This window comes from Pseudomonas californiensis (assembly GCF_021147775.1).
GTDB classification, from domain to species: Bacteria; Pseudomonadota; Gammaproteobacteria; order Pseudomonadales; family Pseudomonadaceae; genus Aquipseudomonas; species Aquipseudomonas californiensis.
On sequence record NZ_JAGTPK010000010.1, the window covers coordinates 76,518 to 99,062 of the forward strand.

A 22,545-nucleotide genomic window follows, 5' to 3' on the forward strand; every position below is an offset into this window, starting at 1 on the left:
TCTGATGAGCTGTTGTTCCGTATCCGTCAAGCCACGCCGTCTGCTGGTGTTGGCACTCAGCACGTTATGCATGGAATCCGCGTGGGCGGCAGACAAGTGTGCCGGGCTGGCCGCCATGCCAGCCGTCATGGAAATCGCTCAGGGCATTCAGCAGGATGTTCGCTCGCCGGTCGCCATCAGCCGGATTGCGGTTGGTGATCCGAAAATTGCCGATGTGTATGTCAGTGGCAACGACGGCTTTTTACTGACCGGTATCGGACCCGGCACCACCAGCCTGATGGTCTGGACCGCCTGCTCCAAGGCCCCCCGCCAGAGCATGGTGTTTGTCCGGGGTCGGGCAACGGCGTCGATGGAAAACACCCAGCCGCTGCCTTCGACAGATGCGCTGCTGCCCAGCCAGGTGCAGACTGACATCCGTTTTATCGAGGTGAGCCGTAGCAAGCTCAAGGAGGCCAGCACCTCGATCTTCGGCAAAGGCTCGAACAACTTTCTGTTTGGTGCGCCCGGCACCGTCCCCGGCGTGACCGTCACGCCGGGCACCGTAAGCGGGACCCGACCGAATATCCCGCTGAACAACAGCAACTTCAATATCGTATGGGGCGGTGGCAGCAGTAAGGTGCTGGGCATGATCAACGCCATGGAGAACAGCGGGTTCGCTTACACCCTGGCTCGCCCCAGCCTGGTAGCGCTGAGCGGGCAGAGCGCGAGTTTTCTGGCGGGCGGCGAGTTTCCAGTGCCGGTGCCCAACGGTGAGGGCAACGGGATCTCTATCGAATACAAGGAATTCGGTGTACGCCTGACCCTGACACCAACGGTCGTGGGCCGCGACCGGATTCTGCTCAAGGTCGCACCCGAGGTCAGCGAACTGGACTTCACGGCAGGCATCACCATCGCAGGCACGACCGTCCCTGCGTTGAACATCCGGCGTACCGACACCAGCATTGCGCTGGCGGATGGCGAAAGTTTTGTGGTCAGCGGCCTGATCAGCTCCAGCAATGTCTCGTCGGTGGACAAGTTTCCCGGGCTGGGCGACATACCGATTCTGGGAGCGTTCTTTCGCAGCTCGCAGATCCAGCGTGACGAACGCGAGCTGCTGATGATCGTGACCCCGCACCTCGTGCAACCGCTGGCGGCGAACGCGCAATTGCCCACGCTACCGGGCGAAAGCCTGCGCAACTATGACCCGAGCTTCCTGCGTCTGTACTTCCTGGAAAACGGCGACTTCGACCGCCGCAGCGGGCTGTCCCAATGAGCCAGAGCCTTAGCCAGACGTTTCTGGCCATCACTCGCAACAACACCGACCTTGAATGGCTGCAAGGCGCTCTCGGCTCGCTGGGTCAGGTGGTGAGTGCGGGGACCGGCAGCCTTGACGATCTGCTGGCGCTGGTGGATGTAACGTTCGCCAGCGTGGTATTTGTCGGCCTGGACCGTGAGCATCTGATGAACCAGAGCGCGCTGATTGAAGGCGCACTGGAAGCCAAGCCGATGCTGGCGATCGTGGCGCTGGGCGACGGCATGGACAACCAGTTGGTGCTGAATGCGATGCGCGCCGGCGCGAGGGATTTTGTCGCCTATGGGTCACGCTCCAGTGAGGTTGCCGGCCTGGTGCGACGCCTCAGCAAACGCCTTCCGGCCGTGGCGCCCAACCCGAACATGAGCGGCCTTTCGGTGCTGTATGGCTCGCAGTGCGACGGCGATGGCGCCTTGATCGCAACGCATCTGGCGATGGTGGTGCACAAGACCGGGCAACGCACGTTGCTGCTGGATCTCGGCCTGCCGCGCGGGGACAGCCTGGCGATGTTGGGTCTCGAGTCCTCGTTCAGCTTCGGCGATGCGCTGCGCCACCTGCGCAGGCTCGACGCAACCCTGATCGACAGCGCCTTTACCACCAGCGAAAGCGGTCTGCGCATTCTTGCCTACACCGAAGCGGACGATCATCTGGAGCAATCCAGTGCCGCCGAGCTGTACATGCTGCTCAGTGCCCTGCGCCAGTACTTTCAGCATGTCGTCGTCAATCTGGTCGGCCAGCCGGACAGCGAGGCGTTACGCACGCTGGTCAGCCACTGCGACCAATTGCTCTGGTACACCGACCAGAGCGTATTGAACTGCCGGCGCAACCTGGCCGTGCTCAATCTATGGCGCGAAAAAGGCATGAAACTGAACCACGCCGGGCTGTTGGTCGACCGTTTTCTACGTACGGTTTCGCCTAACGCCGAGACCATCGGCAAGACCTTTGGTCTACCGGTGCGCTCGGTCCTGCCCTACGCACCGGAGCTGCGCCTCAACGCCAAAAATCAAGGCCTGACGCTGTTCGAGCTGGCCTCACGCGACTCGCTGTGCACAGGTTTGCGCCGTTTGGGCGAACACCTGGCGCACAACTCCGACGCTTACGAAAAACCTGATCGCCGCTGGTTGGCTCAGCTGTGGAGGAGCAAGTAATGCCGGAAAAACTGTTTGGCGTCTCGTCACGTACGCAAAGCAACGCCGATGAAGGGCAAGGCCTGAAACTGGTCCTGCACCGCTACATCATCGACGGCATAGAAGAAAGCGGCAAAAACCTTCTGGAAGGCTCGCGTCCGGTGCTGGCGCAGTTCGTGATCGATAAAGTCGCCGAGTACGTCGCCCGCTTGAGGCTGGCCATTTCGCGCTATGAAATGGAGCGTCTGGCCGAAGAACTGGTCGATGAGCTGATCGGCTTCGGCCCTCTGGAAGTGCTGCTGCGCGACAACTCGGTAACGGAGATTCTGGTCAACGGCCCTGGCAAAGTGTTTGTCGAACGCGATGGGGTGCTCCATCACACCGACCTGCGCTTCATCGACTCTCATCACGTCGAGCGGGTCATGCAACGCATCCTTGCCCCGCTGGGGCGCAGGCTGGACGAGTCTTCGCCCATGGTGGATGCACGCCTGCCGGATGGCAGCCGTGTCAACGCAATCATCCCGCCGATTGCCCTCGACGGCCCGTGCCTGTCGATCCGGAAATTTCGCAGAGAGATGTTCAAGAGTGCCGATCTGGTAGCCATGCAGACCATCGACCAGCCGATCTTCGATTTTTTCGCCGAGGCTGTGGGCAAGCGCTGCAACATCCTGGTCAGTGGTGGCACTGGCACAGGCAAAACCACCATGCTCAACGTCCTGAGCCAGTTGATCGACAGCCACCAACGGCTGGTGACCATCGAGGACGTTGCCGAACTGCAACTCAACCACCCGCATGTGGTTCGTCTGGAAACCCGCCCGCCCAATGCCGAAGGCAACGGAGAAGTGCGCGCGAGCGACCTGATCCGCAACTCGCTGCGGATGCGACCGGACCGCATCATTCTTGGCGAGATTCGCGGCGTTGAGGTACTCGACGTGCTGACTGCCATGAACACCGGCCACGACGGCTCCATGAGCACGGTACACGCCAACAACGCTCAGGACGCGCTGCTGCGACTGGAAACGCTGGTGGGCCTGACCGGTCGGCAGATCCCTGAAAAGACGCTGAGGCAGATGATCTGCGCCGCGCTGGACGTGATCATTCAGCTGACGCGCCTGCCAGACGGACGTCGCGCCGTCAGCGAAGTGGTGGAAGTGGTCGGTATTCGTGATGACGTCTATGTCACCAACACGCTGTTTCGACTGGACCGGCGCACCGGCGTGGGCTTTCAGCGCGAGGCCATTCATGCCGCAGGCGAGAAACTTCGTCCCGGTTATTGAGCGCAGGAGCGTGGCCACATGAAAACTCCTCTGCTGATGGCGCTCATATTCGTCTTCTGTTCGGGCGCAGCAGTTTATTTTTTTCTCTTGTCCTTGAACCTTGGCGCCAATGAACGGGTGCTGCAGCGCCTGAATGCCGGACAGACTCGACCGACGATTGAAAAACCAGGCTGGGTTCATCTGGACCGAGCCTTCCTTCGAGCTGGACTGGGACGTCCGACTGAGCGAGCAGGAATGGTGCTGACAATATGGGCCCTTATCGTGCTGATCGGGTTTGGCATGCTCGACTGGTTTGGAGCTGTGGCAGGGTTGATCGGCACCCCTCTGGCGTTGCGCCTGTTTATTTCATGGAGGTCTCGCAAGCGCGTGAGACGGATGGTTGAGCAGTTGCCGCAACTGCTCGACCATACCGTACGCAGCCTCAAATCGGGCAGGACACTCTCTGACGCCATCCTCCACGGTATAGAAGCTGCGGATCAGCCCCTTAAAGAGGGCATGAGCCGCATTGAGCGCAATGTGCAACTTGGCGTGAGCTTGCCCGACGCCGCCCGTGACTTTGCCGAGCTGTATGAACGCGATGAATTTCATCTGCTCGCGCTGGGCCTGCGCGTCAACAACCGTTACGGAGGGAGCGCCAGCGAATTGATGGAAAACCTGATCAGGCTCATACGTGAACGAGAACAGGCAGGCCGCCAATTACGTGCAATGACAGGTGAAACGCGCATGACCGCTGTGGTACTCGCGGTACTGCCGATAGGGATGGTGGGCTATTTCTTGATGGTCAACCCCGACTACCTCGCGCACATGTGGAACGATGAAGGTGGTCAGCTCATGCTGATATTGGCCTTTGTGTTTCAGATGCTGGGCTGCCTTGCGCTGTGGCGCATGCTGCGGAGCGTCTGACATGGAATTACTGCTAAGCGCCCTGTTACTGATAGCAGCAGCATTCCTGCTGCTGACCAGGATAGCCCGGCAACGGCGCAACGAGCGCCTGGTGGCGCAGCGATTGAAAGGCCAGGTGATCCGCGAAAGCCGCATTGGAAGCTGGCTACGACTACTGGGTGATACAAGACTGGGCCAGCGCAGCATCAGTCTGGATTCGGAAACACAAGTGCTGCTGAACCGTATCGGCTGGCGACGCGCCACCAAACGCTCTCTATATGCTGCCTGCCAGATTGGCGCCCCAGCCGGGTTGGTGGCCGTGGTGGTACTGGCACAAATAGTGTTTTTCAAAGACGCAGCGCACCCTATGATCGCTCCGATATTTGCGCTGGGTATTGGCTATATCCTGCCCAAAAGAGCATTGGCCGCCTACGCCAGACATCGCCAGAAACAGGTGGTCGTTGAAATATCAACATTTATCCCGCTGCTGCGCATCCTGTTCGAATCTGGCATGGCCGTTGAGCAGGCACTTCGGGTGCTCAGCAGCGAGGCACGCGATCTGCTGCCGGTTTTGTCTGAAGAGATTCGGGTGATTCTGGTAAGGGTCGACTCAGGCCTGGAGCTGGGTGAGGAACTGCGTAAAACCGCTGCGCTGTTGGCGGTGGACGAGTTCAGCGATACCTGCGTGATTCTTAATCAACTGATACACCAGGGCGGCGGCGCACTGAAATCACTGCTGGCCCTCAAGCAGTTGATTGATGACCGGCGCATGACCCGCCTACAGGAATACATCTCCAAAATGTCAGCCAAGATGTCGATGGTGATGATGGTGTTTCTATTCCCGGCGCTGCTCATCGTGCTGGCAGGCCCCAGTTTTACGGCTCTGACCAGAGCACTTGGCGGCTGAATGCCGATGCGATCAAAAGGAAGTCACGCAATGAAAACAGTCATCACACTACTCGGGATTCTGCTGCTGAGCGGCTGCGCCAGTGACGGTAGCGCTCTGTGGATGCAGGGTTCAACGCAGGCAAGCAGTTGCCCCAAGCTGACCTCTGATCAGGAGTTTGCCCTGAACCTCGCCCAGAACATGGCCGATGAAGGTCGCCTGCATGCCAGCCTCGCCAACCTCGAAGGGCTGCCGGACACTTTGGGCGAAGTGCGTTTGCGCAAGGCGCGCGTTCTGCGTCTGCTGGGCAGTAACGAGGCCGAGCCGTTGTATCGCAGCCTGCTTGGCACGTGCCGGGCCGCCCAGGGCGAGCATGGTCTGGGCCAGTTGGCAGCGGCGCGAGGCGACAATGTGCAGGCCCAGCAACACCTGCTTCGGGCCAGCAAACTGGAGCCCACCGACGAAAAGATCCGTAACGATCTGGGCGTGGTGTACCTCAACCAACTCAAGCTTGAGCAGGCGCGTTTTCAATTCCTGACGGCCATGGAGCTCAAGCAGTCGGACACGCTGGCAGCGCTGAATCTGGTGACGCTGCTGATCTATCAGGACAACTGGACGCAAGCCGCCGAACTGGCCTCGCGGGCAAGCCTGACCCCGGAACAGATCACTGCCGCCACGGCCCGCGCCGAAAAACTCAAGCCCCATACCGCCGGGACCTCCGTCGCCAAGCCACAGGTGGCCGCAATGCTGGGTAAGGAAACGATTGAAAACCGTGCAGCAGAACCATCGGGAGCACGACCATGAAGCGCATGCTGATCAGCCGCACCTTGCTACTCGCCTTGTTGACCACCGTTTCAAGCACAGCGATGGCCGAGGAGCGCCGGGCCTCTGCCGAGCAGGGCCAGCACCCTGATCAAACGCAGACAGAAACGTGGCTACAAGTCCAGGCACGGGGTAATGCGGCCTCGCCCAAACAGCAAAGCAGCACTCCGGCCGAACGAGACCTTAGCCTGCAACGCTGGCTGGATACCTACAAGCATCCGATACCTCCATTCTACGAGCGGGAGACCGGTGGCAGCTTTTCATCCGAAAAGTAGGAGCGATCCCTCAGGGCGGTCCTGAAATCGGTCCTTACAAACCTCTTGCCAGCACAGCGCTGAACACTCCGTTATCATGCGCGAACTTTGTGCCCCGAGACTCTGGACTGCCATGCGCCGTTTGCTATGCCTGATGCTGTTGATCCTGGCCTTGCCTGCCTCTGGCGCAAGCCTGCTGGACAGTCGTCCTGCCCCCACGCTGGGCGGTGCTGCGCTGGATAACAGCAAAGACTTTCTGCCCGTGCGTCAGGCCTTCCAGCTGAGCCTGATCGAAACCACACCGCAGTCGATCAAATTGCGCTTCGTCGCCACCGAAGGCTATTACCTGTATCGCCATCGCTTCCAGTTCCGCACCGAGCCTGCCGATATCGGCCTGGGCGCGGCGCAACTGCCCAAGGGCGAGCAGAAACACGACGAGTACTTTGGTGATGTAGAGGTCTACCACGGCATCCTCGATATCGATCTGCCCCGCAAGCCCGGTGAGGAAAGGCCTTTTACGCTGGCCGTCACCTATCAGGGTTGCGCCGACAAGGGCCTGTGCTACCCGCCTGAAACCGAACGGCTTGCCATAGGTGATGTAGCCGCGAGCCCGACCGGGACGTCAGCGGCGCCCACCGTCAAGGCAGGCTGGAACTGGAAAGAACTGGCGCTGTTTTTCCTCGCGGGCATCGGCCTGACATTCACTCCGTGTGTGCTGCCGATGCTGCCGATTCTGTCGGGCGTCGTGTTACGCGGTCAGGTCGGCGGTTTACGCGGCTTGAGTCTTTCCCTGGCCTACGTGCTGCCCATGGCCATATGTTTCGCGGTGCTGGGCGCCTTGATGGGCATGTTCGGTGCGAGCCTCAATCTGCAGGCTCGTCTGCAGTCGGCCTGGGTGCTGGTGCCTTTTTCGGCTTTCTTCGTGGTATTTGCGATCGCAATGTTCGGCGCATTCGAATTGAAGCTGCCTCAGGCGCTGAGCAATCGTCTGGATCGCATTGCAGGCAAGACCGAAGGCGGCTCTCTTTGGGGCGCTGCGGTATTGGGCGTGGTCTCCAGCCTGCTGGTCTCACCCTGCGTTTCGGCCCCGCTGGCCGGTGCGCTGCTGTACATCAGTGCCAGTGGTGATGCGCTCGGCGGCGCCCTGAAGCTCTTCGCGCTCGGCCTGGGCATGGGCGCGCCGCTGCTGCTGGTGGCAACAGGCGGCGCAGCCTGGCTGCCGAAAAGCGGGCCTTGGCTGGTCACCGTCAAGAACGCCATCGGTGTGCTGCTGTTGGCGCTGGCTATCGGCCTGCTCAGTCGCGTGTTGCCGGGGCAGATCACACTGCTGCTGGTCGGGCTGCTGAGTGCTGGTGTCGCGCTGTTCATGGGCACGCTGGAATTCACCGACAAAACATCTCGTCAAAAACTCGCTCAGCTCCTCGGCCTGGTCCTGCTGGTCTACGCTCTTGCCTGCTGGTACGGCGCATTGACTGGCCAGACTGATCCGACACGCCCGTTGGGCCGCGCACAAACAACCACCAATGTCGCAACGGTAGCGTCATCGACAGCATCACAATGGCAAACGATCACCTCCGCCGCTGAGCTTGATCGTGTTCTGGCCGAGGCAAGAACTGCCGGTGTGCCGTTGCTGCTCGACTGGTATGCCGACTGGTGCATCAGTTGCAAGGTCATTGAGCATGAAGTCCTGCCGGACCCGGCCGTGGTGGACAGGCTGGCAGGCTATCGCCTGATCAGGTTCGACATGACTGAAAGCAATGCAGAGCAGCGCGCCTTGCTGGATCGCTACAAACTGTTCGGCCCTCCGGCATTGCTGTTCTTCAGTAAAAACGGAGAAGAACTGGCAAACGTGCGGGTAGTGGGAGAAATCGACGCTGCGGCGTTGGTTGACCACCTGAACAAGGTAAATGACCAAATCTAGACGTGGAGTCACAAACTTTGCGCGATCATCGCTCATCGTGCTGGCTATTGCAGTTAACTGGACAGTCCATTGCCCTTCCGGCATAGTCGCCGGGCGTAAACGCTCGCAGACAATAAAAGGAATGCACAATGGCGACTATCCTGGTCCTTCACGGCCCTAACCTGAACCTGCTGGGCACTCGGGAACCCGGTGTCTACGGCACCATTACCCTGCCCCAGATCAACCAGGACCTGGAACAGCGCGCCCGTGATGCCGGGCACCATTTGATGTACCTGCAAAGCAACGCCGAGTACGAATTGATCGACCGCATTCACGCTGCCCGCGATGAAGGCGTGGACTTTATTTTGATCAATCCGGCTGCTTTTACGCACACAAGTGTCGCAATACGTGACGCGCTGATGGGAGTGAGCATCCCATTCATCGAAGTGCATTTGTCAAACGTGCACAAACGCGAAGCTTTCCGCCATCACTCCTACTTTTCCGATGTTGCTGTAGGAGTGATCTGCGGCCTTGGCGCCAGCGGTTACCGACTGGCCCTGGAGGCCGCCCTGGAACAACTGGCCGTGAATGCCAGACCATGAATGGTGCAGCAAAATACTGACCACGTGGCCTGAACCGGCTGCCAAACCTGACAGACCCTTTGGGAGTTGATGATTAATGGATATTCGTAAAGTCAAGAAACTGATCGAGTTGCTGGAAGAGTCTGGCATCGACGAACTGGAAATTCGTGAAGGCGAAGAGTCGGTACGCATCAGCCGTCACAGCAAGACTCCAGCACAGCCGTATTACGCGCCTGCCCCGGTTGCAGCGCCAGTTGCTGCACCTGCTCCGGCCGCCGCTCCGGTTGCTGCCGAAGCACCATCGGCTCCGAAACTGAACGGCCACGTCGTCAAATCGCCAATGGTCGGCACGTTCTACCGTACCCCGGCGCCTACTTCGCCTGCATTTGTCGAAGTTGGCCAGACCGTGAAGAAAGGCGACACCATCTGCATCGTCGAAGCGATGAAAATGATGAACCACATCCAGGCAGAAGCCAGCGGCGTGATCGAATCCATCCTGGTAGAAAACGGTCAGCCGGTTGAGTTCGACCAGCCGCTGTTCACTATCGTTTGAACCGGGGAGAGCCTGCGATGTTGGAAAAAGTTCTGATCGCCAACCGCGGCGAAATTGCCTTGCGCATCTTGCGTGCCTGTAAAGAACTGGGCATCAAGACCGTCGCTGTACACTCCACGGCAGATCGCGAGTTGATGCACCTGGGGCTGGCGGACGAAACCGTCTGCATCGGCCCGGCGCCCGCCAACCTGTCTTACCTGAACATTCCGGCGATCATCTCGGCCGCCGAAGTGACCGGTGCCACGGCAATCCACCCTGGCTATGGCTTCCTGGCTGAAAACGCTGACTTCGCCGAACAGGTCGAAAAATCAGGCTTCGCCTTCATCGGCCCGAAAGCTGACACCATTCGCCTGATGGGCGACAAGGTATCGGCCAAGGACGCCATGAAGCGCGCCAGCGTGCCAACTGTTCCAGGTTCCGACGGCCCGTTGCCGGAAGACGAAGAAACCGCGTTGCGCATCGGCCGCGAAGTCGGCTATCCGGTGATCATCAAGGCCGCCGGTGGCGGTGGTGGTCGCGGCATGCGTGTTGTGCACCGTGAAGAAGACCTGATCGAAGCGGCCGCCCAGACCCGTGCCGAAGCGGCCGCCTGGTTCAGCAACCCGATGGTCTACCTGGAAAAGTACCTGACCAACCCGCGTCACGTGGAAGTCCAGGTCATTTCCGACGGCCAGGGCCAGGCGATTCATCTGGGCGACCGTGACTGCTCGTTGCAGCGCCGTCACCAGAAGGTGCTGGAAGAAGCACCGGCACCGTTCATCGATGAAGAAGCACGCGCCAAAGTGCTGGCCAGTTGCGTCAAGGCCTGCATCGACATCGGCTATCGCGGCGCGGGTACGTTCGAGTTCCTGTACGAGAACGGCAGCTTCTACTTCATCGAGATGAACACCCGTGTTCAGGTGGAGCACCCGGTTTCGGAAATGGTCACCGGCATCGACATCGTCAAGGAGATGCTCAGCATCGCCGCTGGCAACAAGCTGTCGTTCACTCAGGATGACGTAGTGATCAAGGGCCATTCCCTGGAATGCCGGATCAACGCTGAAGACCCGAAAACCTTCGTTCCGAGCCCCGGCCTGGTCAAGCACTTCCATGCTCCGGGCGGCAACGGCGTACGTGTCGACTCGCACCTGTACAGTGGCTACAAGGTACCGTCGAACTACGACTCGCTGATCGGCAAGGTGATCACCTGGGGCGCGACCCGCGAAGAAGCCATGGCACGCATGCGCAATGCTCTGGATGAAATTGTGGTTGACGGGATCAAGACCAACATCCCGTTGCATCGTGATCTGACCCGTGATGAAGGCTTCTGCGAAGGCGGCGTCAACATCCACTACCTGGAACATAAACTGGCTAATCAATAAGCCAGCCTGTTGCAGAACGACAAAGCCGCAGTGACGCGGCTTTGTTGTTTGCAGCGCATAGCAGTAAACTTGCCCGCTTCCTGCGGCCAAGATCCGCACCTCTTTTAGAATCGAAGGTAATCCGCCATGCCTTGGCTGCAAGTCCGTCTCGCCATCAGCCCAGAACAAGCCGAAACCTACGAAGACGCGCTTCTCGAAGTCGGCGCTGTGTCCGTGACCTTCATGGACGCCGAAGATCAGCCGATTTTCGAACCCGAACTCAACACCACGCCGCTGTGGACGCACACCCACCTGCTCGCCCTCTTCGAAGCCGACACGGACGCTGATATGGCATTGGCGCACCTGCGCCTGCTGACCGACGCCGAGCTGCCCGAGCACACCGCCGAGGTGATCGAGGATCAGGACTGGGAACGCAGCTGGATGGACAACTTTCAGCCGATGCGCTTCGGCCAGCGTCTGTGGATTGTCCCCAGCTGGCATGCAGCGCCAGAGCCCGAAGCCGTGAACCTGCTGCTCGATCCGGGCCTCGCATTCGGCACCGGCACACACCCGACTACCGCATTGTGCCTCGAATGGCTGGACGGCCAGGCGCTGGAAGGCTGTACCGTGCTGGATTTTGGTTGCGGTTCGGGCATTCTGGCCATTGCTGCACTGTTGCTGGGCGCGGAACAGGCTGTGGGCACCGATATCGATGTGCAGGCGCTTGAAGCCTCGCGCGACAACGCCGGGCGCAACAACATCGCCGAGCAACGTTTTCCGCTGTACCTGCCTGAAGACCTGCCTCGCCAACCTGCCGACGTACTGGTCGCCAATATCCTGGCCGGCCCTCTGGTTTCGCTGGCGCCGCAATTGGCAACACTGGTCAAGACCGGCGGCCGCCTGGCACTGTCCGGGATTCTTGCCGAACAGGGCGAAGAGGTGGCAGCTGCCTATGCTGCTACATTCGATCTGGACCCGATCGCCAACCGTGATGGCTGGGTACGCATCACGGGCCGTCGCCGTTAACCGCCGCCTCTACCGGACCGCAGCATGACCGACAGCTTCGTTACCCAGTGCCCTCACTGCCAGACCAGTTTCAGAGTCAGCCACGCCCAATTGAGCGTGGCCCGTGGCGTGGTCCGTTGCGGAGCCTGCCTGCAGGTTTTCAACGCAGCCAGACAACTGCTGGAGCAGCGCGCGACTGAAGAGACCTCACAGGCTCCACTGCAAACCGGATCATCTGCCGCCGAGCCCATAGAGGTCATGCCGCCGACAGCGGCTCCAGCCGCTGACGTGATTCACCAGGCGCCTGCTCAAATCGTTCCGCCAGTGGCGCCGTTGCCGGTGGCTCATACAGCACCCGAGCCCAAACCCCTGCCGTCGCCTGCGCCAAAAGCGGAAGAGGATGATCCCTGGCAGGTCAGTGAACTGGACCTGGACAACATGGACCTGGACGAGGAACTGGCGAGGCTTGAACGGCGCGAAACCCGGCAGCCCGAGAGGTTCGGACGTCCGCACACGGCCAGCCATACCGGTGAAGATTCGCTGAGCGCGCGCCGTGACACGGCGCAGACCGACGAGGCCGCCTGGGTCGACACGCTGCACAACGATGACGTCAATCACCTGCCCGAGCTGCAAGCCGAGGTGATCGACGATCCAGAACCGATTCACGACGACCTTGAGAACCCTTCGGACAACGATCGCACCGAACCTTCGCTGTCTCTGATCAGCGAGCCGGTTGACGACGAGCCGATGGCTCCGACAATCAGCTCGCGCAAGCCTCTGACGACTGAAAAAGTCGAACGCTGGTCGGCGGTGGACGACGAGCCGGACGAAGACGACGAGCCCGAGCCCGAGCCACGCGGCAAGCGTGCCCGCAACGAACCGGCTGTCCGTGATCAGGCACTGCTGGATCTGACCGATGACCCATTGCAACTGGATTGGCAGCGCCCCAAACCAAGATGGGGCCGTCGTCTGGTCTGGGGTTTGCTGGTTCTGATCGCGCTGGCTGGCCTGGCGACTCAGTACATCTGGTACCACTTCGATCAGTTGGCCCGTCAGGACCAGTACCGGCCGCTGTTCCAGCAAGTCTGCCCGCAGATAGGCTGCAAGGTGCCGTCCAAAGTGGAAATCTCCCTGTTGCGCAGCAGCAATCTGGTGGTGCGCAGCCATCCCGAGTTTCAGGGTGCTCTGGTGGTGGACGCAATCATCTACAACCGCGCCCCGTTCTCTCAGCCATTTCCCCTTCTGGAACTGCGTTTTGCCGATACCAGCGGTCAGCTGATCGCCAGTCGTCGGTTCAAGCCCAGCGAATACCTGAGCGGCGAAATGGCAGGCAAGGAAGAGATGCCACCCCAGACGCCGATTCACATTGCACTCGACATCCTTGATCCCGGCGCCAAAGCCGTCAATTACAGCCTCAACTTCCGCTCGCCCGAGTGAACGCTCTGCAATCGCACACACCGCCCCAAAAACCGTCCTGATATCGCTCTTTACGCGATGATTACAGCAGGATCGGTGAAGTTCCGGTAATAGAGGCACTGGATTGCCCCCTTTACGACCTGAAAACAACTGTTCAGATTTTATCCAATTCAGCCTTTATCCAGTCATCGAGAGCGGGTATCATGCCCACCCTTTTTTCAAACTCTCGGTTCGATCTGACGGTTGCGCAAGCGGCTGACTGGGCGGGCCGTCGCAGACCGTGTGAAACGGTATTACACGGCCTGTGGATGATTCGGCCCCACGATAGGTAAAGCTATGTCGGCGGTACGCATCGGCCCATACACAGTGCATAACGGCTTGATTCTCGCCCCGATGGCGGGTGTCACCGATCAGCCCTTCCGTCAGCTGTGCCGACAACTTGGCGCAGGTCTGGTTGTGTCGGAGATGGTCACCAGTGACATGAGCCTCTGGAACAGTCGCAAGTCGCGTCTGCGCATGATCCACGAAGGTGATCCCGAGCCACGCTCGGTACAGATCGCCGGTGGTGACCCGCAGATGCTGGCGGACGCAGCGCGTGCCAATGTCGAACTGGGTGCCCAGATCATCGACATCAACATGGGCTGTCCGGCCAAGAAGGTCTGCAACAAGGCGGCAGGTTCAGCGCTGCTGAAAGACGAACAACTGGTGAACGAGATCCTGCAGGCAGTGGTTGCCGCAGTCGATGTGCCGGTCACCCTGAAGATTCGCACAGGCTGGGACAGGGATAACAAAAACGGTCTGACGGTCGCAAAGATCGCCGAGCAGGCCGGCATCCAGGCCCTGGCGGTCCACGGGCGGACCCGGGCCGACCTTTACACGGGTGAAGCCGAGTACGACACGATTGCCGCGATCAAGCAGGCGGTGTCGATTCCGGTGTTTGCCAATGGCGACATAGATTCACCCGAAAAAGCCCGGCACGTGCTGCACGCCACAGGGGCGGACGGATTATTGATTGGCAGGGCGGCCCAGGGGCGGCCATGGATTTTTCGCGAGATCGAACACTACCTGAACACCGGAGAAACATTGCCCGCTCTGGGGCTGAATGAAGTGGAACGTATTCTGCTAGAGCATCTGGCAGCGCTCCATGTTTTCTACGGGGACGTGATGGGCGTGCGAATTGCACGCAAGCACACAGGTTGGTATCTCGCAACCCTGCCGGGCGCCAGGGAGTTCCGCGCCCACTTCAATCGTTTGCAAGATACGGAAGCACAGTGCGCCAACATCCGGGAGTTCTTCAGCCAAGGCTGGAAGGGCCCGGATAACGAGAATGATAAAGAGGTGGCCGCATGACGATGATGACCGAGACTTTAGTGAGTGGAACAACACCCGTGAGCGACAACGTCAATTTGAAACAGCACCTCAACACGCCAAGCGAAGAGGGCCAGACCCTGCGCGGAAGTGTCGAAAAGGCGCTGCACAATTATTTCGCCCACCTCGAAGGCGCATCCGTCACTGACGTCTACAACCTGGTGTTGTCGGAAGTCGAGGCTCCGCTTCTGGAAAGCGTGATGAACTACGTCAAGGGCAACCAGACGAAGGCTTCCGAGCTGCTGGGCCTCAATCGCGGCACGCTGCGCAAGAAACTCAAACAGTACGATCTGCTTTAGGCATTCAAAACAGAAAAGGCGACCCACCTTGTATAGCGGTCGCCTTTTTTTGCTGACTTCTTTTGCTTTTGATGGAAATTGAGATGACCGACCAGACTACCCGCCTGCCGATCCGCCGCGCTTTGATCAGCGTATCCGACAAGACAGGAATTCTCGAATTCGCCCGCGAGCTTGAAGGGCTGGGCGTCGAGATCCTTTCCACTGGCGGGACGTTCAAGCTGCTTCGCGACAAAGGCGTCGCGGCAGTAGAAGTGGCCGACTACACCGGCTTCGCTGAAATGATGGACGGCCGGGTCAAGACCCTGCATCCCAAGATCCACGGTGGGATCCTGGGCCGTCGCGGCATCGACGATGCAATCATGAGCGAGCACGGCATCAACCCGATCGATCTGGTTGCGGTCAATCTCTACCCCTTCGAAGCGACCGTTTCCAAGCCTGGCTGCGACCTGCCGACCGCCATCGAGAACATCGATATCGGCGGTCCGACCATGGTTCGCTCCGCGGCAAAGAACCACAAGGACGTCGCCATCGTCGTCAATGCCAGCGATTACGCCGGCGTGCTGGACAGCCTCAAGGCGGGTGGCCTGACCTATGCTCAGCGCTTCGACCTGATGCTCAAGGCCTTCGAACACACAGCCGCTTACGACGGCATGATCGCCAACTACCTGGGCAGCGTCGACCAGACTGCTGAAACCCTCAGCACCGAAGGTCGCAGCCAGTTCCCGCGCACCTTCAACACCCAGTTCGTCAAGGCTCAGGAAATGCGCTACGGCGAGAACCCGCACCAGAGCGCGGCGTTCTACGTTGAAGCCAAGCCTGCCGAAGTCGGCATCGCCACCGCTACCCAGTTGCAGGGCAAGGAACTGTCATTCAACAACGTGGCCGACACTGACGCCGCACTTGAGTGCGTGAAAAGCTTCGTCAAGCCAGCCTGTGTGATCGTCAAACATGCCAACCCGTGCGGCGTTTCGGTTTGCCCGGACGAGGAAGGCGGTATTCGTCAGGCCTACGAACTGGCCTACGCCACTGACACCGAGTCGGCGTTCGGCGGCATCATTGCGTTCAACCGTGAACTCGATGCCGAAACGGCCAAGGCCATCGTCGAGCGACAGTTCGTTGAAGTCATCATCGCCCCGAGCGTCAGCGCCGAAGCTCAGGCCATTGTTGCCAGCAAAGCCAACGTCCGCCTGCTGACCTGCGGCCAATGGAACGAACGCGTTCCTGCCTGGGACTACAAGCGCGTCAACGGCGGCCTGCTGGTACAAAGCCGTGACATCGGCATGATCACAGCTGCCGACCTCAAGGTGGTTACCAAACGCGCTCCGACCGAGCATGAGATCCACGACTTGATCTTCGCCTGGAAAGTCGCCAAATACGTCAAGTCCAACGCCATCGTCTACGCCAAGAACCGTCAGACCATCGGTGTCGGCGCAGGCCAGATGAGCCGTGTGAACTCAGCGCGCATTGCCGCCATCAAGGCCGAGCACGCGGGCCTGCAGGTACAGGGCGCAGTCATGGCTTCTGACGCATTCTTCCCTTTCCGCGATGGTATCGACAACGCAGCCAAGGTCGGCATCACCGCCGTCATCCAGCCAGGCGGCTCGATGCGCGACGCAGAAGTGATTGCGGCGGCAGACGAAGCCGGTATTGCCATGGTATTCACTGGAATGCGCCACTTCCGCCACTAAACAGGATACGGCCGCGCTGCCGCAGGCCTGCTGCGCTGGATGGGGCTTCGCTGACGCTCATTGCCAACCGGCAATTGCCGAAGCCAAGCCCCATCCGCCTGCATACACCTGAGCCGTTGCGGCCTCGTACTGCGGTGTCATCTGACGATGAACCACCGTGCTACCTCCCAGATCAGCGTCATCGAGGTTTTTGACATGAATGTTTTGATTATCGGCAGTGGCGGTCGTGAACACGCCCTGGCATGGAAAGTCGCTCAGGATCCACGCGTGCAGAAGGTATTCGTCGCGCCGGGCAACGCAGGCACTGCCATTGAAGCCAAGTGCGAAAACGTTGCGATCGACGTTCTGGCGCTCGAGCAACTGGCCGATTTCGCTGAAAAGAACGTATCGCTGACCATCGTCGGTCCGGAAGTGCCGCTGGTGGCAGGCGTTGTTGACCTGTTCCGCAGCCGTGGCCTCGACTGCTTTGGCCCGACAGCAGGCGCCGCCCAGCTGGAAGGCTCGAAAGCGTTTACCAAGGATTTCCTGGCTCGCCACAAGATCCCGACTGCCGACTACCAGAACTTCACCGAGATCGAGCCTGCCCTCGCCTATCTGCGCGAAAAAGGCGCACCGATCGTCATCAAGGCCGATGGCCTGGCAGCCGGTAAAGGCGTGATCGTCGCCATGACACTTGGCGAAGCCGAAGACGCGGTACGTGACATGCTGGCGGGCAACGCCTTTGGCGAAGCCGGCTCTCGCGTGGTGATCGAAGAATTTCTCGATGGCGAAGAAGCCAGCTTCATCGTCATGGTCGATGGCAAGAATGTGCTGCCCATGGCCACCAGCCAGGACCACAAACGCGTCGGTGATGGTGACAGCGGCCCGAACACCGGCGGCATGGGTGCGTATTCGCCTGCACCTGTGGTCACCGCTGACGTTCACCAGCGGGTGATGGACCTGGTTATCTGGCCGACCGTCAGAGGCATGGCAGATGAGGGCAACGTTTACACAGGCTTCCTCTATGCTGGTTTGATGATCGATAAAGCGGGCAACCCCAAGGTAATCGAGTTCAACTGCCGCTTTGGCGACCCAGAAACCCAGCCGGTCATGCTGCGCCTGCAATCGAGCCTGGTTCTGCTCGTTGAAGCAGCGCTGGCACAGGCACTGGACAAGGTCGAAGCTCAATGGGACCCACGACCAAGCCTGGGTATCGTTCTGGCCGCTGGCGGCTACCCTGGCGATTATACAAAAGGCGTGGCTATCCACGGGCTGGATGCTGCTGCAACCTTGCCGGGCAAAGTGTTCCACGCAGGCACCGCCCTGCAGGGCGAGCAGGTCGTGACCAGCGGTGGCCGAGTGCTGTGTGCGACCGCGCTGGGCGACAGCGTTGGCAGCGCTCAGAAAAACGCCTACGCGCTGGCTGCGAAAGTCGACTGGGACGGCTGCTTCTATCGCAAGGACATTGGCTACCGGGCCATTGCCCGTGAGCGCGGTGAAAGCCAGGAGTAAGCTTTCCGGCCGGCTCCTGAATGCAGGAGCTGGCCGGTCGTTCCGGCGTTGCCCAGCTTCACTATGCACTCATTCAGGAAGGGATCTCATATTGCGCTGGCTCAGGATTGCCGTTGCCTCAACTGTCGGGTTGATGACCTTGCTCTTCATGCTGTCGGCAAATGCCGAGCATGGTTCGGGCTGGGCCACACTGCTTGACGAAAAGGCCACGCTAGAGCTGGACGAGATCCGTTCTGCGCGTTACCAGAATCAATTCAGCCCTGTCGAGCTTGACCATGTCGTGGCCGCCGGCCGCAACAGCGCGATATGGCTGCATTACCGACTGCACCCCAGCCAGCACGAACAACTGCTTCGCATCTTTGCTCCGGACCTTGCCAGCGCCGACCTGTACGTCATGAACGACGACCAGCTCGTCGATCACTTGCGGACCGGCAACAACGTGCCTCGGGAAGATCAGCGCCTGCCATCCAACGATTTCCTGCTGCCGGTGCCGCAAAGCGCCGATCCACTGGACCTCTACATCAGGCTGGTATCCAACCAGAAAATGCGCCCCAGCATCACACTGGAACCCGCAATCGAGAGCGCTGCGAACGAGAACGAGCCTTTCCTGTTCGGCCTGTTGTTTGGCGCGCTGGGCATGCTCATCGTTCAGAACCTGACCCGTTACGGGCACACGCGCTCGCGCAGCAACCTGTGGCTGGCTGGCTGCGAAGCCTTGCTGGGGCTCAGCGCGCTGTTATTGCTCAACCTGCTCAGTCCGTTCGATTCCTGGCATGTTTCGCAAACGCCCAGTGCTCATATCGCGTTACTGATGGCCGCAGTCGCGGGCCTGATCTACACCTATTGTTTTTTCGTGCACCGCAACGTCAGGGCGCTGGATCGTCTGTTGCTGGGCAACGCAGTGCTGATGGCGCTCGGCGCTGTACTGGTCCTGTGCAACGACCACCTGCCAATCAACATCCTGACTTTCGTGCTGGTTGCCATCACCACGCTGAGCATACTGGCGGTTTCGGTGTGGCACTGGCAGAAAGGCTACCGCTCGGCCCGCCTGTTCGTGATGGGCATGATCACCTTCAACATTGGTTATATGGTCGTCCTGCCCGGCCTGCTATGGCTCAGCCTGGTGCCTCCGCAGTGGCTGCTGCTGGCACTGTTGTGTGTGTTCTGCATCAGCGGACTGCTGATGAGCATCGCCTTGAGCGAGCGTCAGCGCAGCATCACCGAAGACCGGTTCAGCATCAGCCGCGATCAGGCGGCGAGCACCGCTGAAATCAACGCCAAGGCCGAGTTTCTGGCCAAGATCAGCCATGAAATCCGTACGCCCATGAACGGCGTACTGGGCATGACCGAGCTGCTGTTGGGCACGCCCCTGTCGGTCAAGCAGCGCGATTACGTACACACCATCCATAGCGCGGGTAACGAGCTGCTGACGCTGATCAACGAGATTCTGGACATCACCAAGCTCGAATCAGGGCAGATCGAACTGGATGACGTCCAGTTTGATATCAGCGCACTGGTGGAAGACTGTCTGAACATCTTCCGGGCCAAGGCAGAACAGCAACAGGTCGAACTCATCAGCCTGATACAACCGCTGGTACCGCGTGTGATCAGCGGCGACCCGACGCGACTTCGTCAGACCCTGCTCAGTCTGCTGGAGAATGCGCTGAAGAAAACCGAGGAAGGCGAAATCCTTCTGGCCGTTGCGCTCGACAGTTCGAAATCCGGCAAGCCCCGGTTGCGCATTTCAGTACAGGACAGCGGCGAATCGCTGTCAGACGAGGAACGCGACGACCTGTTGCATGCCGAGCTGCACAGCCGGAACTTCCTCGCCAGCAGCAAGCTCGGCGGCCACTTGGGGCTGGTCATTGCAAGGCAACTGATCGTACTCATGGACGGCGAATTCGGCATTCAGAACGGCGGCCCCCAGGGCAACACACTGTGGCTGACACTGCCGCTGGACGCAAAGCTCCTCGAACAACCCACACTCGACCTCGACAGCCCACTGAAAGACGCGCGCGTCCTTGTCGTCGACGACAACGACACGTGCCGCAAGGTGCTGGTGCAGCAATGCAGCTCGTGGGGCTTGAACGTCAGCGCTGTGGCCTCTGGCAAGGAAGCCCTCGCGCTGCTGCGCACCAAGGCGCATCTGCGCGATTACTTCGATGTCGTGTTGCTTGACCAGAACATGCCCGGCATGACCGGCATGCAACTGGCTGCCAAGATCAAGGAAGACCCGAGCCTAAACCACGATATCCTGCTGATCATGCTCACCGGAATCAGCAACGCACCGAGCAAGATCATCGCGCGCAACTCTGGCATCAAACGCATCCTGGCCAAGCCGGTAGCCGGTTATACCCTCAAGACCACGCTCGCGGATGAGCTGACCCAATTGAACAAGGGCGTCATCGCTCTCAATTCACATCCGGTCTTGAACACGCCAGTGCGCGTACCGAGCGACTTCCGGATCCTGGTAGCTGAAGACAACAGCATCTCGACCAAGGTCATCCGTGGAATGCTCGGCAAGCTCAATCTCGACCCGGATACAGCAAGCAACGGTGAAGAAGCCCTGCGCGCCATGAAAGCCCAGCGCTACGATCTGGTTTTGATGGACTGTGAAATGCCGATCCTCGACGGCTTCTCCGCAACGGAACAACTGCGCGCCTGGGAAGTGGGTAACCAGCGGGTGCGCACGCCTATTGTGGCGCTGACGGCGCACATCCTCACCGAACACAAGGATCGCGCTCGTCAGGCGGGCATGGATGGGCACATGGCCAAGCCTATCGAGCTTTCTCAGTTGCGAGAGCTGGTCGAGCATTGGGTGGCGCAACGCGAAAAGGTACGTGGGCTGACCTCCGACGGCGACATGTATCAGCGAAACTGATCGTCTCGGACTCAGAGAGACCTCTGCCTGATAGACTTCTCACGCCATCCACCTGCCGTCACGAGCTCAAACCATGCTCCATGTGCTGTTCAGCGTTTATCTGAAGATGCTGGTGCTTTACAGCCCGTTCTTCGTTCTGTCCTGTTTCATCAGCCTGACCCGCGGCCACTCACGCAAAGAGCAGCGTCGGCTGGCCTGGAAAGTCGCACTCGCAACACTGGTGTCCAGCGTGCTGCTTTATCTGTTCGGACGGGTGATATTCGACGTGTTCGGTATCACGGTCGACGCATTCAGGATTGGTGCAGGCAGCGTGCTGTTCATTTCGGCACTGGGTATGGCGCAAGGCAAATCAGCCGTTCAGACCGATAACGTCCAGCAGGACGTCACGATCGTGCCCCTTACTATCCCGTTGACCGTTGGCCCGGGCACTATCGGCGCCCTGCTGGTCATGGGCGTCAGCCAGCCGCACTGGGATGACAAACTGACCGCCATTCTGAGCATCGCGCTGGCCAGTTTTACCGTGGGCGTGGTGCTCTTCCTCGCCAGCCGCATCGAGCGCATTTTGGGTGACCAGGGGCTGCAGATTGTCAGCCGCCTGATGGGGCTGTTCGTGTGTGCGCTGGCGGCGCAGATCATCTTTACCGGTGTAAGAGGCTATCTGGTGCAGTAATCCTGTAAGCCGCGTTTTTTTGCAGAACCGAGCGGGCATTCTTTGGACTGCGAGCTGTCAGCGCTGTCCAGACGGCACTGACTGCTCTTCGCATGGAATCGGCAGAATCAGCCCTTCTTTTTTATCGGCTATAAATTTTTCGACCCTGTCCCGCACTGTCGAATATTCCGCAAATCTCCATTCCCGACGCTCAAAGCGCACCCGGACAGGGCCCAGCAGGTCTTTTGCAAAAAGTGGTTGCCCAAAGAGATCTTCAGCGAGAACTGTAGTGGTGCTGAAAGCAAGAAACACCGAAAAAAGAGCGGTCTCTTGCTGCAGAACCCCTATTTGAAGCACAACCTTGTAGACAGCGCCTGGATCTTCGGCTGCGTCGCCTTCCGGGGCTTTGAGCGGTAATTTTTCAAGCACCGAGCGGTGAAAGAGTGTGTATTCAGCGCCGTCTTTCGGCAGCCGAGCCATGCACGCCATGCCTTCTTTCAACCGGACGCCCAGCGCATCAGGCAAATGACCCGGCAGTGCATCCTCAATGAGGGACGCAATCGTAACGCTGGGCTCGTCCTCCAGGCTGAAACTTTCATGGCGGGCTTCCACAAGCATCCATTTTGCCACGACCAAAGCCTTGTCATGCTCCGTCAGCCATTGCTCATTTTCACAGAACCTGTTGGCTTTTCCGTCAGCAACCCGTTGTGCGAAAAACAGCGAGTCAAGTAACTCATTACACTGGCCAACGGGTGTTGGGCCCAACGCGCAAACCAGTTTTCCGGCGACAAGAAAAGTATCATTCATGCAATCCATTGCGTTCCCCGAATACAAT

At 59.6% G+C, this 22,545-nt stretch carries 20 protein-coding genes; 19 read left to right on the forward strand and 1 reads right to left on the reverse strand.

What is annotated here, in order from left to right; translation table 11 throughout:
• The first annotated feature begins 4 nt into the window (after positions 1–4).
• The 19 genes from KDX37_RS11965 to KDX37_RS12055 all read left to right on the forward strand — a co-directional run bounded on the left by KDX37_RS11965 (position 5) and on the right by KDX37_RS12055 (position 21,731).
• The gene (locus KDX37_RS11965) at positions 5–1,252 is read left to right on the forward strand and encodes a type II and III secretion system protein family protein (RefSeq protein WP_231652922.1); all 1,248 of its coding nucleotides are present in this window, start codon (positions 5–7) and stop codon (positions 1,250–1,252) included.
• Positions 1,249–2,439, forward strand: coding sequence for an AAA family ATPase (locus tag KDX37_RS11970; protein ID WP_231652923.1), 1,191 nt, complete (start codon positions 1,249–1,251; stop codon positions 2,437–2,439). Before KDX37_RS11965 ends, KDX37_RS11970 begins: the two co-directional genes overlap by 4 nt.
• On the forward strand, positions 2,439–3,695 hold the full coding sequence (locus KDX37_RS11975) for a CpaF family protein (protein WP_231652924.1): 1,257 nt from the start codon (positions 2,439–2,441) through the stop codon (positions 3,693–3,695). The genes KDX37_RS11970 and KDX37_RS11975 overlap by 1 nt, the downstream gene beginning before the upstream one ends.
• Positions 3,696–3,713: 18 nt before the next feature.
• Complete coding sequence (locus KDX37_RS11980) at positions 3,714–4,598, forward strand: type II secretion system F family protein (RefSeq protein WP_231652925.1); 885 nt, start codon at positions 3,714–3,716, stop codon at positions 4,596–4,598.
• A 1-nt stretch (position 4,599) separates the two neighbouring features.
• Entirely contained in the window at positions 4,600–5,484 is an 885-nt protein-coding gene (locus tag KDX37_RS11985; protein ID WP_231652926.1) for a type II secretion system F family protein, read from the forward strand.
• A gap of 30 nt (positions 5,485–5,514) precedes the next feature.
• Positions 5,515–6,267, forward strand: coding sequence for a tetratricopeptide repeat protein (locus tag KDX37_RS11990; protein WP_231652927.1), 753 nt, complete (start codon positions 5,515–5,517; stop codon positions 6,265–6,267).
• 62 nt (positions 6,268–6,329) lie between these two features.
• Complete coding sequence (locus KDX37_RS11995) at positions 6,330–6,560, forward strand: DUF3613 domain-containing protein (RefSeq protein ID WP_406642164.1); 231 nt, start codon at positions 6,330–6,332, stop codon at positions 6,558–6,560.
• Positions 6,561–6,672: 112 nt separating this feature from the next.
• The gene (locus KDX37_RS12000) at positions 6,673–8,460 is read left to right on the forward strand and encodes a protein-disulfide reductase DsbD (protein WP_231652929.1); all 1,788 of its coding nucleotides are present in this window, start codon (positions 6,673–6,675) and stop codon (positions 8,458–8,460) included.
• Positions 8,461–8,588: 128 nt separating this feature from the next.
• The gene (aroQ, locus tag KDX37_RS12005) at positions 8,589–9,041 is read left to right on the forward strand and encodes a type II 3-dehydroquinate dehydratase (protein WP_231652930.1); all 453 of its coding nucleotides are present in this window, start codon (positions 8,589–8,591) and stop codon (positions 9,039–9,041) included.
• A 76-nt stretch (positions 9,042–9,117) separates the two neighbouring features.
• The gene (gene accB / locus KDX37_RS12010; RefSeq protein ID WP_231652931.1) at positions 9,118–9,573 is read left to right on the forward strand and encodes an acetyl-CoA carboxylase biotin carboxyl carrier protein; all 456 of its coding nucleotides are present in this window, start codon (positions 9,118–9,120) and stop codon (positions 9,571–9,573) included.
• Positions 9,574–9,590: 17 nt separating this feature from the next.
• Positions 9,591–10,934, forward strand: a complete 1,344-nt coding sequence (gene accC / locus KDX37_RS12015; RefSeq protein ID WP_231652932.1) for an acetyl-CoA carboxylase biotin carboxylase subunit — start codon at positions 9,591–9,593, stop codon at positions 10,932–10,934.
• A gap of 126 nt (positions 10,935–11,060) precedes the next feature.
• Positions 11,061–11,939, forward strand: coding sequence for a 50S ribosomal protein L11 methyltransferase (gene prmA, locus KDX37_RS12020; protein ID WP_231652933.1), 879 nt, complete (start codon positions 11,061–11,063; stop codon positions 11,937–11,939).
• Between the two features lie 24 nt (positions 11,940–11,963).
• A complete protein-coding gene (locus KDX37_RS12025) occupies positions 11,964–13,355 on the forward strand; it encodes a DUF3426 domain-containing protein (protein ID WP_231652934.1) in 1,392 nt (463 codons plus the stop codon).
• 315 nt (positions 13,356–13,670) lie between these two features.
• Entirely contained in the window at positions 13,671–14,684 is a 1,014-nt protein-coding gene (gene dusB / locus KDX37_RS12030; protein ID WP_231652935.1) for a tRNA dihydrouridine synthase DusB, read from the forward strand.
• Positions 14,681–15,001 carry a DNA-binding transcriptional regulator Fis gene (gene fis / locus KDX37_RS12035; protein ID WP_002555375.1) on the forward strand — a complete coding sequence of 107 codons (321 nt, stop codon included), beginning with the start codon at positions 14,681–14,683 and terminating at the stop codon, positions 14,999–15,001. Before dusB ends, fis begins: the two co-directional genes overlap by 4 nt.
• 83 nt (positions 15,002–15,084) lie before the next feature.
• The gene (gene purH / locus KDX37_RS12040) at positions 15,085–16,689 is read left to right on the forward strand and encodes a bifunctional phosphoribosylaminoimidazolecarboxamide formyltransferase/IMP cyclohydrolase (RefSeq protein ID WP_231652936.1); all 1,605 of its coding nucleotides are present in this window, start codon (positions 15,085–15,087) and stop codon (positions 16,687–16,689) included.
• A gap of 195 nt (positions 16,690–16,884) precedes the next feature.
• Positions 16,885–18,180, forward strand: coding sequence for a phosphoribosylamine--glycine ligase (purD, locus tag KDX37_RS12045; protein WP_231652937.1), 1,296 nt, complete (start codon positions 16,885–16,887; stop codon positions 18,178–18,180).
• Between the two features lie 91 nt (positions 18,181–18,271).
• Entirely contained in the window at positions 18,272–21,061 is a 2,790-nt protein-coding gene (gene retS, locus KDX37_RS12050) for a hybrid sensor histidine kinase/response regulator RetS (protein ID WP_231652938.1), read from the forward strand.
• Positions 21,062–21,134: 73 nt separating this feature from the next.
• A complete protein-coding gene (locus KDX37_RS12055; protein ID WP_231652939.1) occupies positions 21,135–21,731 on the forward strand; it encodes a MarC family protein in 597 nt (198 codons plus the stop codon).
• Positions 21,732–21,788: 57 nt separating this feature from the next.
• Here the strand turns inward: KDX37_RS12055 and KDX37_RS12060 are convergent, their stop codons facing one another.
• A complete protein-coding gene (locus KDX37_RS12060; protein WP_231652940.1) occupies positions 21,789–22,517 on the reverse strand; it encodes a hypothetical protein in 729 nt (242 codons plus the stop codon).
• Between the last annotated feature and the right edge of the window lie 28 nt (positions 22,518–22,545).

Bases quoted from the DNA above. Each gene is read 5' to 3' on its own strand.
- aroQ (WP_231652930.1), top strand. From the start codon at position 8,589: ATGGCGACTATCCTGGTCCTTCACGGCCCTAACCTGAACCTGCTGGGC.
- KDX37_RS11995 (WP_406642164.1), top strand. From the start codon at position 6,330: ATGGCCGAGGAGCGCCGGGCCTCTGCCGAGCAGGGCCAGCACCCTGAT.
- purD (WP_231652937.1), top strand. From the start codon at position 16,885: ATGAATGTTTTGATTATCGGCAGTGGCGGTCGTGAACACGCCCTGGCA.
- KDX37_RS11970 (WP_231652923.1), top strand. From the start codon at position 1,249: ATGAGCCAGAGCCTTAGCCAGACGTTTCTGGCCATCACTCGCAACAAC.
- accB (WP_231652931.1), top strand. From the start codon at position 9,118: ATGGATATTCGTAAAGTCAAGAAACTGATCGAGTTGCTGGAAGAGTCT.
- KDX37_RS11980 (WP_231652925.1), top strand. From the start codon at position 3,714: ATGAAAACTCCTCTGCTGATGGCGCTCATATTCGTCTTCTGTTCGGGC.
- KDX37_RS12025 (WP_231652934.1), top strand. From the start codon at position 11,964: ATGACCGACAGCTTCGTTACCCAGTGCCCTCACTGCCAGACCAGTTTC.
- KDX37_RS12000 (WP_231652929.1), top strand. From the start codon at position 6,673: ATGCGCCGTTTGCTATGCCTGATGCTGTTGATCCTGGCCTTGCCTGCC.
- purH (WP_231652936.1), top strand. From the start codon at position 15,085: ATGACCGACCAGACTACCCGCCTGCCGATCCGCCGCGCTTTGATCAGC.
- KDX37_RS11975 (WP_231652924.1), top strand. From the start codon at position 2,439: ATGCCGGAAAAACTGTTTGGCGTCTCGTCACGTACGCAAAGCAACGCC.
- prmA (WP_231652933.1), top strand. From the start codon at position 11,061: ATGCCTTGGCTGCAAGTCCGTCTCGCCATCAGCCCAGAACAAGCCGAA.
- fis (WP_002555375.1), top strand. From the start codon at position 14,681: ATGACGATGATGACCGAGACTTTAGTGAGTGGAACAACACCCGTGAGC.
- KDX37_RS12055 (WP_231652939.1), top strand. From the start codon at position 21,135: ATGCTCCATGTGCTGTTCAGCGTTTATCTGAAGATGCTGGTGCTTTAC.
- KDX37_RS11990 (WP_231652927.1), top strand. From the start codon at position 5,515: ATGAAAACAGTCATCACACTACTCGGGATTCTGCTGCTGAGCGGCTGC.
- KDX37_RS12060 (WP_231652940.1), bottom strand. From the start codon at position 22,517: ATGAATGATACTTTTCTTGTCGCCGGAAAACTGGTTTGCGCGTTGGGC.
- accC (WP_231652932.1), top strand. From the start codon at position 9,591: ATGTTGGAAAAAGTTCTGATCGCCAACCGCGGCGAAATTGCCTTGCGC.
- dusB (WP_231652935.1), top strand. From the start codon at position 13,671: ATGTCGGCGGTACGCATCGGCCCATACACAGTGCATAACGGCTTGATT.
- KDX37_RS11965 (WP_231652922.1), top strand. From the start codon at position 5: ATGAGCTGTTGTTCCGTATCCGTCAAGCCACGCCGTCTGCTGGTGTTG.
- KDX37_RS11985 (WP_231652926.1), top strand. From the start codon at position 4,600: ATGGAATTACTGCTAAGCGCCCTGTTACTGATAGCAGCAGCATTCCTG.